This window comes from Pseudomonas sp. Pseusp88 (genome assembly GCF_047303955.1).
In the GTDB taxonomy this organism is placed as follows: domain Bacteria; phylum Pseudomonadota; class Gammaproteobacteria; order Pseudomonadales; family Pseudomonadaceae; genus Aquipseudomonas.
In genome coordinates this window covers 41,772-54,471 of the sequence record NZ_JBGLYM010000021.1, presented here as the reverse complement: position 1 = coordinate 54,471, position 12,700 = coordinate 41,772, and the positions used below count along the sequence as shown (strand labels likewise).

Annotated in this window: 12 protein-coding genes; 4 read left to right on the top strand and 8 right to left on the bottom strand. The window is 61.3% G+C overall.

Annotated features, from left to right (window positions below; genetic code table 11):
- The first annotated feature begins 2 nt into the window (after window positions 1-2).
- On the top strand, window positions 3-806 hold the full coding sequence (gene hutG / locus ACCD02_RS22525) for an N-formylglutamate deformylase (protein ID WP_413306744.1): 804 nt from the start codon (window positions 3-5) through the stop codon (window positions 804-806).
- A gap of 83 nt (window positions 807-889) precedes the next feature.
- On the opposite strand, the gene ACCD02_RS22520 is transcribed toward hutG, so the two are convergent.
- Window positions 890-3,151: a heavy metal translocating P-type ATPase gene (locus tag ACCD02_RS22520; protein ID WP_413306741.1), complete on the bottom strand. Its 2,262-nt coding sequence runs from the start codon at window positions 3,149-3,151 to the stop codon at window positions 890-892.
- A gap of 83 nt (window positions 3,152-3,234) precedes the next feature.
- On the opposite strand from ACCD02_RS22520, the gene cadR reads away from it, so the two are divergent.
- The gene (gene cadR, locus ACCD02_RS22515) at window positions 3,235-3,678 is read left to right on the top strand and encodes a Cd(II)/Pb(II)-responsive transcriptional regulator (RefSeq protein WP_413306739.1); all 444 of its coding nucleotides are present in this window, start codon (window positions 3,235-3,237) and stop codon (window positions 3,676-3,678) included.
- A 92-nt stretch (window positions 3,679-3,770) separates the two neighbouring features.
- Here cadR and ACCD02_RS22510 read toward each other — a convergent pair whose 3' ends face one another.
- The 3 genes from ACCD02_RS22510 to ACCD02_RS22500 are packed head-to-tail and all read right to left on the bottom strand — an operon-like array spanning window position 3,771 to window position 6,425.
- Window positions 3,771-4,742: a thymidylate synthase gene (locus ACCD02_RS22510; protein WP_413306737.1), complete on the bottom strand. Its 972-nt coding sequence runs from the start codon at window positions 4,740-4,742 to the stop codon at window positions 3,771-3,773.
- Window positions 4,743-4,794: 52 nt separating this feature from the next.
- Window positions 4,795-5,610 carry a prolipoprotein diacylglyceryl transferase gene (gene lgt / locus ACCD02_RS22505; RefSeq protein ID WP_413306735.1) on the bottom strand — a complete coding sequence of 272 codons (816 nt, stop codon included), beginning with the start codon at window positions 5,608-5,610 and terminating at the stop codon, window positions 4,795-4,797.
- A gap of 32 nt (window positions 5,611-5,642) precedes the next feature.
- A complete protein-coding gene (locus ACCD02_RS22500) occupies window positions 5,643-6,425 on the bottom strand; it encodes a sulfite exporter TauE/SafE family protein (protein ID WP_413306733.1) in 783 nt (260 codons plus the stop codon).
- Between the two features lie 124 nt (window positions 6,426-6,549).
- On the opposite strand from ACCD02_RS22500, the gene ACCD02_RS22495 reads away from it, so the two are divergent.
- Window positions 6,550-7,296, top strand: a complete 747-nt coding sequence (locus ACCD02_RS22495; protein WP_413306731.1) for an NRDE family protein — start codon at window positions 6,550-6,552, stop codon at window positions 7,294-7,296.
- Between the two features lie 93 nt (window positions 7,297-7,389).
- Here ACCD02_RS22495 and ptsP read toward each other — a convergent pair whose 3' ends face one another.
- Together ptsP and ACCD02_RS22485 are read right to left on the bottom strand one after the other, a co-directional pair.
- A complete protein-coding gene (gene ptsP / locus ACCD02_RS22490; RefSeq protein ID WP_413306728.1) occupies window positions 7,390-9,669 on the bottom strand; it encodes a phosphoenolpyruvate--protein phosphotransferase in 2,280 nt (759 codons plus the stop codon).
- A 21-nt stretch (window positions 9,670-9,690) separates the two neighbouring features.
- Window positions 9,691-10,170 (bottom strand): RNA pyrophosphohydrolase, encoded by a 480-nt coding sequence (locus tag ACCD02_RS22485; protein ID WP_259104200.1) that lies wholly within the window; start codon window positions 10,168-10,170, stop codon window positions 9,691-9,693.
- A gap of 143 nt (window positions 10,171-10,313) precedes the next feature.
- Here ACCD02_RS22485 and ACCD02_RS22480 point away from each other — a divergent pair, with 143 nt between their 5' ends.
- The gene (locus tag ACCD02_RS22480; protein WP_413306725.1) at window positions 10,314-10,970 is read left to right on the top strand and encodes an HAD family hydrolase; all 657 of its coding nucleotides are present in this window, start codon (window positions 10,314-10,316) and stop codon (window positions 10,968-10,970) included.
- On the opposite strand, the gene ACCD02_RS22475 is transcribed toward ACCD02_RS22480, so the two are convergent.
- Window positions 10,971-11,438: a DUF2269 family protein gene (locus ACCD02_RS22475; RefSeq protein ID WP_259104197.1), complete on the bottom strand. Its 468-nt coding sequence runs from the start codon at window positions 11,436-11,438 to the stop codon at window positions 10,971-10,973.
- Window positions 11,435-12,691 (bottom strand): SDR family oxidoreductase, encoded by a 1,257-nt coding sequence (locus ACCD02_RS22470; protein ID WP_413306722.1) that lies wholly within the window; start codon window positions 12,689-12,691, stop codon window positions 11,435-11,437. The genes ACCD02_RS22475 and ACCD02_RS22470 overlap by 4 nt, the downstream gene beginning before the upstream one ends.
- Window positions 12,692-12,700 lie beyond the last annotated feature (9 nt).

Here is a 12,700-nt window from a genome sequence, read left to right as displayed (position 1 = left end):
CTGTGGATAACGTTCTGACATTCCAACGCGGCAGCGTGCCGCTGTTGATCAGCATGCCCCACCCCGGACTGCGTCTGACCCCGGCGGTCGAAGCCGGCCTGGTCGATGATGCCCTCGGTCTCTCGGATACCGACTGGCATATCCCGCAGCTCTACGACTTTGCCGCCGAACTGGGCGCCAGCACCCTGGCTGCCGAGTACTCGCGCTTCGTCATCGACCTCAATCGCCCTTCCGACGACAAACCACTGTATGCCGGGGCCACCACCGGGCTGTTCCCGTCGATCCTTTTTGATGGTGTGCCACTGTTCAAGGATGGCCAGGCGCCCACAGCCGAGGAACGCGCCCGCTATCTGGCAGAGATCTGGACGCCGTACCACGACACTCTGCAGCAGGAGCTGACGCGCCTGCGCGATGAATTCGGTTATGCCCTGCTGTTTGATGCTCACTCGATTCGTGGACATATCCCGCATCTGTTCGAAGGTCGTCTGCCCGACTTCAACCTCGGCACCTTCAACGGCGCCAGCTGCGATGCCGAACTGGCCCGCCGCCTGGAAGCTACCTGTGCCGAAGCCAGTGCCTACAGCCATGTGCTGAACGGACGCTTCAAGGGCGGCCATATCACCCGCCACTATGGCGACCCGGCCAACAATATCCACGCCGTGCAGCTGGAACTGGCACAAAGCACCTATATGGAAGAGTTCGCGCCGTTCAATTACCGCCCGGACCTGGCTGCGCCGACCCGGGATGTATTGAAGAAATTGCTGCAGGTGTTTATTGCCTGGGGCAAGGAGAAGTACGGGCGCTAAGCTCTTTGTCATTCTGTGGGACCGGCTTTAGCCGGGAATACGCCTTCCCGGCTAAAGCCGGTCCCACAGGGCTCCACGAGTCTTTACTTCTTGAGCAACCGCAACCCGTTGAACACCACCAGCAGACTCACGCCCATATCGGCAAAAACCGCCATCCACATGGTCGCCGTCCCGGCAAAGGTCATCACCAGAAACACGGCTTTGATCAGCAAGGCCAGGGTAATGTTCTGCATCAATACCGCAGAAGTATCACGGGACAGGCGAATAAAGGCCGGAATCTTGCGCAGATCATCGTCCATCAGGGCGACATCAGCGGTTTCGATGGCGGTATCGGTGCCTGCCGCAGCCATGGCGAAACCAATCTCGGCCCGGGCCAGGGCCGGGGCGTCGTTAATGCCGTCACCGACCATGCCCACCCGATGGCCCTTGGCATACAGCTCTTCAATCGCCTGCAGCTTGTCTACCGGCAGCAAATCGCCCTTGGCCTGATCGATGCCGACCTGAGCGGCAATTGCATTGGCGGTGTGCGGGTTATCCCCGGTCAGCATCAGGGTCTTGATGCCCATGGCGTGCAGTTGCTCGATGGCTTCGCGGCTGCTGTCCTTGACCGTATCGGCCACGGCGAACAGCGCCAGCGGGCCCGACGCATCCAGCAACAGCACCACGGTCTTGCCTTGACGCTCCAGCACGTCCAGACGTGCCTCCAGCTCCAGCGAACACAGCTTGAGCTCCTCCACCAGGCGATGATTGCCCAGGTGATAGGTAACGCCATCTATATCACCGCGCACGCCACGGCCGGTCAGGGCTTCGAAGTTGGTGACCTCATGGGCAATGCCGCCTTCACTGGCCTTGGCAATCGCCAGGGACACCGGGTGATCGGACCGGCCGCCCAGGCTCGCCGCCAAGGCTGCAGCACGTTCGGCAAAGGCCTCGTTGAGCACGACGAAATCGGTCTGAACCGGTTTGCCGTGGGTGATGGTACCGGTCTTGTCCAGGGCCAGATAATCAAGCTTGCGGCCCATCTCCAGATACACGCCGCCCTTGATCAGGATGCCTTTGCGCGCCGCAGCCGCCAGACCACTGACGATACTCACGGGCGTAGAAATCACCAGAGCACATGGGCAAGCCACCACCAACAGCACTAGCGCCCGGTAGATCCAGTCAAACCAGGCGGCACCCATGAACAGCGGCGGAACCACCGCCATAGCCAGGGCAATCAGGAAGACGGCCGGGGTATAGATTTTCGAGAAGCTATCGACAAAGCGCTGGGTCGGTGCCCGCGCGCCCTGGGCAGCTTCCACTGCATGGATGATCCGCGCCAGGGTCGATTGACTGGCCGCCGCCGTCACCTTGTACTCAAGGGACCCGGACTGGTTGATAGTTCCGGCAAAGACCTTGTCGCCCACGCCCTTCTCTACCGGCAGGCTTTCACCGGTAATCGGCGCCTGATCGATAGTAGATTGGCCCGAGACCACCTCGCCATCCAGGCCAACCCGCTCGCCGGGCTTGATTCGCACAATAGCGCCCAGTTCGACGCTTTTCACTTCACGCTCCAGCCAACTTCCGTCGGCTTGACGAACTGTCGCCACTTCCGGCGTCAATTGCATCAGGCCACTGATGGCATTGCGTGCGCGGTCGAGAGACTTGGCCTCGATCAGTTCGGCAACGGTGAACAGGAACATCACCATGGCCGCCTCCGGCCATTGCCCGATCAACACCGCGCCAGTGACGGCGATGCTCATCAGGGCATTGATATTCAGGTTAAAGTTTTTCAGGGCGATCCAGCCCTTCTTATAGGTGCTCAGGCCGCCACTGAGGATGGCCACCAAAGCGACCAGCGCCACCACCCAGTTCGGTGCCAATTGGGCGAAGTGAATCACCTCTGCAGCCACGGCAGCCACACCGGACAGTGCCAATGGCCACCAGTGTTTGGCAACCGGCGCAGGTGCGGCAGCGGTATCCCCGCCCTCTTCAACCAGGTCGGCCTGCATGCCCAGGGTGCCGATGGCATCGCTGATCACTGCTGGCGAAGGTAATTCGTGCCAGACGCCCAACAGGCGATTGATCAGATTGAATTCGAGTTTCTGCACGCCAGGCATCTTGCCAAGCTTGTTCTGGATCAGCGTCTGCTCGGTCGGGCAATCCATTGCTTCGATACGGAAGCGGCTGAACTGCGCGCCAGCCACCGGCTCGCTCAAGGTCACCGTCGCCGGAGCTGCGTCTGAACCGCAGCAAGTGTGCGCGTGGGAACCACACGCTTTTACCGGCGTGAGCTTGCCCGTGTCGTGAGCGTGCGCATGACCGGCGTGGTCATGCCCTGAGTGTGAATGTGCTTTGTGTTCCATGAACGAACCCCTTGACTTGCGTAAGGGCAAGTGAACACCCTGTAGCCACTTCAGGGTCAAGCGTTCAAACGAGATTGATGCTCATGAAAATTGGTGAACTGGCAAAACTGACCGACGCCCAGGTGGAAACCATCCGCTATTACGAACGCGAAGGCCTGCTCCCGGCACCGGCGCGCAGCGATGGCAATTACCGGCTCTACACCCAGGCCCACGTCGAGCGCCTGACCTTTATCCGCAACTGTCGCAGCCTGGACATGACCCTGGATGAGATCCGCAGCCTGCTGAATCTGCGCGACAGCCCGCAGGATCAATGCGAAAGCATCAATGCGCTGATCGACGAGCATATCGAACACGTCAACGCCCGCATCACCAGCCTGCAAGCCTTGCAGCAACAATTGCTCGACCTGCGTGAACGTTGCGGCGACGCGGCGGATCATTGCGGGATTCTGGATCGGCTGGAAGCCAGCGGCGGGGTGAGCGCCCCCGAGGGCGAGCCTTCACATGTGGGGCGCAGTCACGGGCATTGAGGGCCGCCGCGACCAGCAGAGTACACATGTGGGACCGGCTTCAGCCGGGAAGGCGTATTCCCGGCTGAAGCCGGTCCCACAGAGGCAAGTGCTTATACAGCCATCGGCGCCGTCATCGGTGCGTGATGCTCATAACCTTCCAGGCTGAAGTCCGAAGGTTCGATCAATTCCAGCCACTCGGGCTGGTATACGCCGGTCTTGGCAAACTCCGGCACGCGATCGGAAATCACCAGCTTCGGCGACGGGAACGGCTCGCGCTTGAGCTGTTCGTTGAGCATATCCAGATGGTTCTCGTAGATATGCGCATCACCAATGAAGTAGGTGAACCAGCGCGGCGTGTAGCCGGTCAGGCGGCCGATCAGGCTGAGCAGCGCAGCGCCTTCGGTGAGGTTGAACGGAGTGCCCAGGCCCAGGTCGTTGGAGCGGATATACAGCGTCAACGAGATTTCTCTGGTCTGCGGGTTCGGGTGGAACTGGTAGAGCAGATGGCATGGCGGCAGGGCCATTTCATCGAGCTGCGCGCAGTTCCAGCCGTGGAACAGGATCCGGCGGCTGCCCGGGTCCTTGATGATGGTGTCGACACACTGGCGAATCTGGTCGATGGCCTTGTACAACACCACGTAGGCCTGGCCATCTTCCTCGGACTGGGCAATCTGCTGGTAGCCCTGGCTGATGGCCCGTTCAATCGCCGCAGGGTTGTTGGTGTCGATGCGCTTGTAAGCGGGCCACTTGCGCCATTGCACGCCGTAGATCTCTCCCAGGTCGTCCTCGCCCTTGCGGAACGGGTTGTCCAGCCACTGGGCGTTTTCGTTGGCGTTCTGATCCCAGACCTTGCAGCCCAGTGCACGGAAGTCCGCCGCGCTGTTGTTGCCGCGCAGGAAGCCGACCATTTCGCCGATCGCCGACTTGAACGCCAGCTTGCGCGTGGTGATGGCCGGGAAGCCGTCCTGCAAGTCATAGCGCAGCATGGCGCCGGGGAAGCTGATGGTGTTCACCCCGGTGCGGTTGGTCTGCACGGAGCCGTGCTTGATCACATGGGCGACCAGTTCCAGATATTGCTTCATAAATCACCTGCATCGAAGAACGCGCCGGGTAGCCCTACCCGGCGTTTCGCTGTTAGACCGCTGCCTTTTGACCGGCAGCAGGCGCGCGATGATAGGCCAGCCAGATCAGTACCGCACCGCCGATGATCATCGGCAGGCTGAGAATCTGACCCATGGTGACCCAGCCCCAGGCCAGGTAGCCCAGTTGGGCGTCCGGTACGCGGACGAACTCGACGATGAAGCGGAAAATCCCGTAGAACATCGCGAACATGCCGGAAACCGCCATGGTTGGTCGCGGTTTGCGCGAGAACAGCCAGAGAATCACGAACAGCGCCACGCCTTCCAGAGCAAACTGGTAGAGCTGCGACGGATGGCGCGGCAGTTGCGCCGGGTCGCTGAACGGTGGGAACACCATGGCCCATGGCACGTCACTCGGCTTGCCCCACAACTCGGCATTGATGAAGTTGCCGATACGCCCGGCGCCCAGGCCGATAGGCACCATCGGCGCAATAAAGTCCATCAGTTGGAAGAACGACTTGCCATTGCGCTTGCCGAACCACCAGGCCGCCAGCATTACGCCGACAAAACCGCCGTGGAAGGCCATGCCGCCCTTCCAGACCTGGAAGATCAGCGTCGGGTTGGCGATATACACCGGCAGGTCGTAGAACAGTACGTAGCCCAGACGGCCACCGACGATCACGCCCATGGCCAGCCAGAAGATCAGGTCGGAGAGTTTTTCCTTGGTCCAGGTCGGATCGAAGCGGTTGAGCCGCCGCGACGCCAGCAGCCAGGCGCCGCCGATACCGACCAGGTACATCAGGCCATACCAGTGAATTTGCAGCGGGCCAATGGCGACCGCGACGGGATCAATCTGCGGGTAAGGCAGCATTGCGACTCCTCATGTGAAGCGCCCGGGGGCACTTAAAGCAGAAAATTGAGACCCACGCAGAACAACAGCGCGGCGAACAGCCGTTTCAGCATGCGTGGCGACAGCTTGTGGGCCAGGCGAGCACCGAAACGGGCGAAAAACATACTGGTCACGGCAATGCCGAGCAGGGCCGGCAAATAAATAAACCCCAGACTATGCGGTGGCAGCAGCGGATCCTGCCAGCCCAGAATCATGAAACTTAATGTACTTGCCACGGCGATGGGAAAGCCACAGGCCGCCGAAGTTGCTACTGCCTGTTGCATGCTCAGGCTGCGCCAGGTCAGGAATGGTACGGTCAGCGAGCCGCCGCCGATGCCGAAAATCGCCGAGGCCCAGCCGATCACCAACCCCGCAAGAGTCAGACCGGGCTTGCCGGGGATCTCCCGGCGCGCCTTGGGCCTGAGGTCCAGGGCCATCTGCAGGGAAACCACCAGGGCAAACACACCGATGATCTTTTGCAGGTGCGGCCCGGCAATATAGCTGGCCGTCAGGGTGCCCAAGGCGCTGCCCAGCACAATGCCCACCGTCAGCCAGGCAAACACCGCCCAACGCACCGCACCGACACTGTGATGGGCGCGGACCGAGTTGATCGAGGTAAACACGATCGTCGCCAGCGATGTGCCAACGGCCAGGTGGGTCAGGACCTCGGCGTCGAAACCTTGCGCGGTAAAGCTGAACACCAGCACCGGCACAATAATGATCCCGCCGCCCACGCCGAACAGGCCTGCCAGCACGCCAGCAAAACCACCCAGCACCAGATAGAGCAGAAATTCCATGAAGGCCCCCAAAATCAGTCCGGCATGGTACCGGAGCGGCGGCCTCCGCTCTAGCAGCGCGCGATGGATGTCTGTGAACAGGGTGCGTAGAGTGGGGAAAAACTTAGAAAATCGAGGAGCCTGCATGTGCCTTATCGTTTTTGCCTGGCGACCGTCCCATGCCCAACCCCTGATCGTCGCGGCCAACCGTGACGAGTTCTACGCCCGCCCGACCCAACCGTTAGGGCAGTGGATCGACGCCCCGCACGTCTTTGCCGGGCGCGATCTTGAGGCCGGCGGCACCTGGCTGGGCTTGGGCGGTGACGCACGCTTTGCCGCGCTGACCAATATACGCAACCCCGGCCAGGCTCTGGGCCGGCGCTCGCGAGGCGATCTGGTGGCGCAGTTTCTTGTCGGCGGGCAGCCCGTTGCGGAATTTCTACTGGAAGTGGCCGGGCGCGCCAGCGAATACGGCGGCTTCAACCTGTTGGTCGGCACTGCCAAGACCCTGCATTACCTGAATGCCAACGATCCCCAGCCGCGACAGCTCAGTGAAGGCGTATATGGCCTGTCCAATGCCGGCCTCGATACGCCCTGGCCGAAACTGCTTAAAGCCCGCAACGCACTGGCCGCGCAACTGCACGACCCGCAACCCGAGACCCTGCTGGCCATGCTTGGCGACAATGAACAGGCCCCCACCGCCGAACTGCCCGACACCGGCGTCGGCCTGGCCACGGAAACCCTGCTTTCGAGTGTGTTCATCGCCAGCCCGAACTACGGAACGCGAGCCAGCACGGTAGTGATAGTCAATGCCGACGGCAGCCGACGAATCATCGAGCGCAGTTTCGGGCCATATGGCGGGCGATTGGGGGAGGTAGAGCTGAACATCTGAAGGCGTGCAGAGAACAATGTGGGACCGGCTTTAGCCGGGAAGGCGTCTTCCCTGCTAAAGCGGGCCCCACAGAATGTCACCCATCCAGACAGATCAGTGGCCTTTGACCGAGGCCGGATTGATCATCCGCGACAGGCCCAGGTTGCGCAGAGCCAGTTGCAGGGAGCTGCTGATGACCTGCGGGTTATCGTTGGTCATCAATTGGGCCAGCAGTTCCTTGGCTTTGCTCAGATTGATCTGGCGCAGCATCCACTTCACCTTCGGCAGGTTGGTGGCGTTCATCGACAGGCTGTCAAAGCCCATGGCCATCAGCAGCACCGCCGCCGCCGGATCACCGGCCATTTCGCCGCAGATACTCACTGGCTTGCCTTCGGCGTGAGCGTCGCGCACGACGTTCTGCAGGGCTTGCAGCACGGCCGGGTGCAGATAGTCATAAAGGTCGGCGACCCGTGGGTTATTGCGGTCCACGGCCAGTAAATATTGGGTCAGGTCGTTGGATCCGACCGACAGGAAGTCCACCTGACGCGCCAGGTCGCGAGTCTGATAGACCGCTGCTGGCACTTCGATCATCACCCCGACCGGCGGCATCGGCACATCGGTGCCTTCATCGCGCACTTCACCCCAGGCCCGATGGATCAGGTGCAAGGCCTCTTCCACTTCATGGGTGCTGGAGATCATCGGCAGCAGGATGCGCAGGTTGTTCAGGCCTTCGCTGGCCTTGAGCATGGCCCGGGTCTGCACCAGGAAGATTTCCGGGTGATCGAGGGTCACGCGGATACCGCGCCAGCCGAGGAACGGGTTGTCTTCCTTGATCGGGAAGTACGACAGCGCCTTGTCACCGCCGATATCGAGGCTGCGCATGGTCACTGGCAGCGGGTGGAAAGCGGCCAGTTGTTCACGGTAGATCGCCAACTGCTCTTTCTCGCTCGGAAAGCGCTGGTTGATCATGAACGGGACTTCGGTGCGATAGAGGCCGACACCTTCAGCGCCACGCTGTTGCGCGCGGGCGATATCCGCCAGCAGGCCGGTGTTCACCCACAACGGCATGCGGTGGCCGTCGAGGGTCACGCACGGCAGCTCGCGCAGGGCGTCGAGACCCTGGGACAGTTGCCGCTCTTCCTCGACCACATTGGCGAACTGCTTGCGCATGGCGTCGCTGGGGTTGGTGAAGACTTCCCCGTGATAGCCGTCGACGATCATTTCGATGCCGTCGACCTTGGAATACGGCAGGTCCACCGCCCCCATGACCGTTGGAATACCCATGGCCCGGGCCAGAATCGCCACATGGGAGTTGCCGGAGCCGAGTACCGAGACCAGACCGGCCAGCTTGCCTTCTGGCACTTCGCCAAGCATGGCCGGCGACAGTTCCTCACTGACCAGAATGGTGTTATCCGGGTAGACCAGGGTCTGCTGCCGTGCCTCCTGCAGGTATGCCAACAGGCGACGTCCCAGGTCCTTGACGTCGGAAGCCCGCTCGCGCAGGTAGGCATCGTCCATCAGTTCGAAACGGTTGACGTGCTCGGTAACCACCGAGCGCAGTGCGCCCTGGGCCCACTGACCGGTCTTGATGACGTTGGTCACTTCACTGCCGAGGGAGGCATCGTCGAGCATCATCAAGTAAACGTCGAACAACGCGCGCTCTTCAGGACGCAATTGCGTGGCGAGCTTGGCCGACAGGTTGCGCATATCGCTGCGCACCCCTTCCAGGGCGTTCTGGAACAGCGCCAGCTCGGCATCGATATCGGTAACGATCTTGTCCGGGACCACCTCCAGGTCGGCAGGCGGCAGCATGACCAGAGCCACCCCGACAGCAGCGCCGGGCGAACCGGCGACACCCACGAACTTGGCTTCCTGAATGCCCTTGCCCTGGCGCCCCAGGCCGCGAATCGAGCCAGTGGCCTCGGCATGGGCGATAACCCCGGCCAACTGCGCGCTCATGGTCACCAGGAAGGCTTCTTCGCCCTCGTCGAACTGGCGACGCTCTTTCTGCTGGATAACCAGAACCCCCACCACGCGACGGTGGTGGATGATCGGTGCACCGAGGAAGGAGGCGAAACGCTCCTCACCGGTCTCGGCAAAGTAGCGATAACGCGGGTGATCGGCGGCGTTTTCCAGGTTCAGCGGTTCTTCGCGAGTGCCGACCAGACCGACCAGGCCCTCGTTCGGCGCCATGCTGACCTTGCCGATGGAGCGCTTGTTCAGGCCCTCGGTGGCCATCAGCACGAAGCGATTGGATTCGGGATCGAGCAAATAGACCGAGCAGACCTGGCTGCCCATGGCCTCTTTGACGCGTAACACAATAATCCCCAACGCCGCCTTGAGATCCTTGGCGGAGTTAACTTCCTGGACGATCTTGCGCAGCGTATTGAGCATGGCTCGGGGTCGAACTCCGTGTCAGTCGCGCGCTAAAAGGCGCGGGGCAAGCTCTTTGAGTGCGCGTCGATACACCTCGCGCTTGAATGTCACCACCTGGCCCAACGGATACCAATAGCTGACCCAACGCCAGCCATCGAATTCCGGTTTACCGGTCAAATCCATCCGCACCCGCTGCTCGCTGGAGATCAGGCGCAGGAGAAACCATTTTTGCTTCTGGCCGATACACAGCGGTTGGCTGTGGGTCCTGACCAGACGTTGCGGCAGACGATAGCGCAACCAGCCACGGGTGCAGGCAAGAATTTCAACATCTTGCCGTTCAAGTCCGACTTCTTCGTTCAATTCACGGTAAAGCGCGTCTTCCGGCGTCTCCTGTGGGTTGATCCCACCTTGCGGAAACTGCCAGGCGTCTTGGTTGATCCGCCGAGCCCATAAGACCTGCCCGGCATCGTTTGTCAGAATAATCCCGACATTAGGACGGAAACCATCGGGGTCGATCACGGCAACAACCTCGCAAACGCATGTCGCCGCATTGTTCCACAAAGATCGTGACCCCAGCAACGAGCCTTATAGGCCTTATGTGCGTTCTGGCGAAAACCCCGTATTCTTGTGCTCTTTTTTCAGCTATTTCAGTGAGTAACTTCATGCGCCTGGCCTTATTCGACCTTGACAACACCCTTTTGGGCGGCGACAGCGACCACGCTTGGGGCGATTACCTGTGCCAGCGCGGCATCCTTGACGGTGACGCCTACAAAGCCCGCAACGACGCTTTCTATGAAGATTATCTGGCCGGAACCCTGAACCTGACCGATTACCTGAATTTCAGCCTGGAAATCCTCGGCCGCACTGAAATGGCGCAGCTGGACGAATGGCACCGCGATTTCATGCGCGACTGCATCGAACCCTTGATGCTGCCCAAGGCCCTGGCGTTGATCGCCAAACATCGCGAGGCCGGCGACAAACTGGTGGTCATCACCGCCACCAACCGCTTCGTCACTGCACCGATCGTCGAAAAACTCGGCATCGATACCCTGCTGGCCACCGAATGCGAGCTGATCGATGGCCGCTACAGCGGACGTACCACCGATATACCCTGCTTCCGTGAAGGCAAGGTGACGCGGCTCAATCGTTGGCTGGAAGAAAGCGGCTTCACTCTCGACGACAGCTATTTCTACAGCGATTCGATGAACGACCTGCCGCTGCTGGAGCAGGTTGCCAACCCGGTGGCCGTCGATCCGGATCCGAAACTGCGCGCCGAGGCGCAAAAACGCGGCTGGCCGGTGATGTCCCTGCGCGACTGATCAGGTCGGTTTGGCGACCATCAGGTAGAAAATCGCGATAAACGCCAGAAAAGCCGGCCAGCCCAGCGCAAACCACCAGCGCATGTACTGGTCGGCCTTGATCGGCATCGGCGTTCCCGCCGCCAGAGCCTGATCGGCCATGCGGTGCACCTGGATCTGCAACCAGACCACCGGCAGCCAGCACACCCCCGCCAGCACATACAGCCCGACACTCCACATCAGCCAGCTTTGCTGGGGCGGCCAGCCGGCCAGGTAGATCAGACCGATGCCGCTCAATGGCTGGAAGATCGCCGTAGTGGTGGTAAATGCCCAATCGGCGAAGACCAGGTGCTTGAACGTCACCGCAATGACCTCGACCTTGCCGGTACGCCAGGCCCGCAGTGAGTAATAGGCCGAGCCCGCGCCAAGACCGAACAGCACGGTGGACGAAAGGATATGCAGGGTTTTGAGCAGCAGATAAGCACTCATCGACGAGGTTCAGTCCATAAAAGCCAGAGAGTTGCGACCATCAGCACCAGATTCTTGGCGACCGCTGCGTAAGGGTCGAACCAGTAATGGGGCAGCGCCACAGTGATAAACAACGTGTAGCCAGCCATCAGCCCGAGCTGCGCCAGCAGGGCACGACGGCGCCAGCGCCTGAGCAGCAGGCCGAGGCCCAGCACTGCATCGCAGAGCGAGCCGCCGATCACCGCCAGGTCGGCCAGGGAGCCTTTGATTCCGGTTTCCCGCATGATGCGCAGGCCCCAGTCATAGCCGGGCCATAGGCAGACCAACGCCGTCCCCAGCCAGATAAACACCATGACCGCCAGCAATAGCGGGCGTAAAGCCAACTGCACGCTCTGCGCGGCAACAGGCCAGTCGGTCAGGCGATCCTCAATCGGCGCACAGCGAAAACCGCAGACCGAGGCCAGGACCTCGGGGTCAGCCAGATTATCGCGCTGCGCCATCAGCAGACTCTGACGATTCAGGGCGCGCCAGGCAAAGCGCTCACCCAACTGCGCCCCCGCTGCTGCCAGCTTCGCAGGTACTTTCACATAGCGGGCTACCGACCACCCTTGAGAGGCACGCAATTGATCGATCAACTGCGCCAGAGTCATGGGTTGCGAGCCTACCAGCGGCAAGACCATGGATTGCTCCGGCCAATGGCGCAGCAGCGCGAGCACCGCTGCGCTGAGGTCATTGATATGCAGGGGCTGCAGTTGGGCCTTGCGATCCAGCAACGGGATCAGTGGCCAGGGCGACAGACGCGCCAGCCACGCGCTGCTCGCTCCACCCGCCCCCAACAGCAATGACGGACGCAATACGACGGCGGGGATATCCAGTTGCAGCAGATAGGCGTCGGCAACGGCTTTACTGGCGAGAAACGGCACATCCGGCTGTCCGCCCGCCCCCAGGGCCGAAATATGCAGCACCCGTAGACCCTGGGCTGCGGCCAGGTCGAACAGCGCCCGGGTGCCTTGATCCTGGGTCAGTTGCAGCGCCTGTTCATCCACACTCAACAGCCCCGCCGCATTGATCAGCAGGTCGGCATCGACAGGCATGGCGAAGTGATCCGGCACGTTGGCGAGGATATCCAGATCCAGCACCTGCCATTCGACACCGGGCAGCAGGCGCCCCTGGCGGCTGCGACTGGTCGCGATCACCTGATGGCCTGCCGCACTCAGCGCGTCGAGGATATTGCGCCCGACGAATCCCGTAGCGCCGACCAGCACTATTTTCATGGCTTTCCT

Coding starts and splice junctions, on each gene's coding strand:
- ACCD02_RS22520 (WP_413306741.1), bottom strand. CDS start 3,151: ATGGAACACAAAGCACATTCACACTCAGGGCATGACCACGCCGGTCAT.
- cadR (WP_413306739.1), top strand. CDS start 3,235: ATGAAAATTGGTGAACTGGCAAAACTGACCGACGCCCAGGTGGAAACC.
- ACCD02_RS22510 (WP_413306737.1), bottom strand. CDS start 4,742: ATGAAGCAATATCTGGAACTGGTCGCCCATGTGATCAAGCACGGCTCC.
- lgt (WP_413306735.1), bottom strand. CDS start 5,610: ATGCTGCCTTACCCGCAGATTGATCCCGTCGCGGTCGCCATTGGCCCG.
- ACCD02_RS22500 (WP_413306733.1), bottom strand. CDS start 6,425: ATGGAATTTCTGCTCTATCTGGTGCTGGGTGGTTTTGCTGGCGTGCTG.
- ACCD02_RS22495 (WP_413306731.1), top strand. CDS start 6,550: ATGTGCCTTATCGTTTTTGCCTGGCGACCGTCCCATGCCCAACCCCTG.
- ptsP (WP_413306728.1), bottom strand. CDS start 9,669: ATGCTCAATACGCTGCGCAAGATCGTCCAGGAAGTTAACTCCGCCAAG.
- ACCD02_RS22480 (WP_413306725.1), top strand. CDS start 10,314: ATGCGCCTGGCCTTATTCGACCTTGACAACACCCTTTTGGGCGGCGAC.
- ACCD02_RS22475 (WP_259104197.1), bottom strand. CDS start 11,438: ATGAGTGCTTATCTGCTGCTCAAAACCCTGCATATCCTTTCGTCCACC.
- ACCD02_RS22470 (WP_413306722.1), bottom strand. CDS start 12,691: ATGAAAATAGTGCTGGTCGGCGCTACGGGATTCGTCGGGCGCAATATC.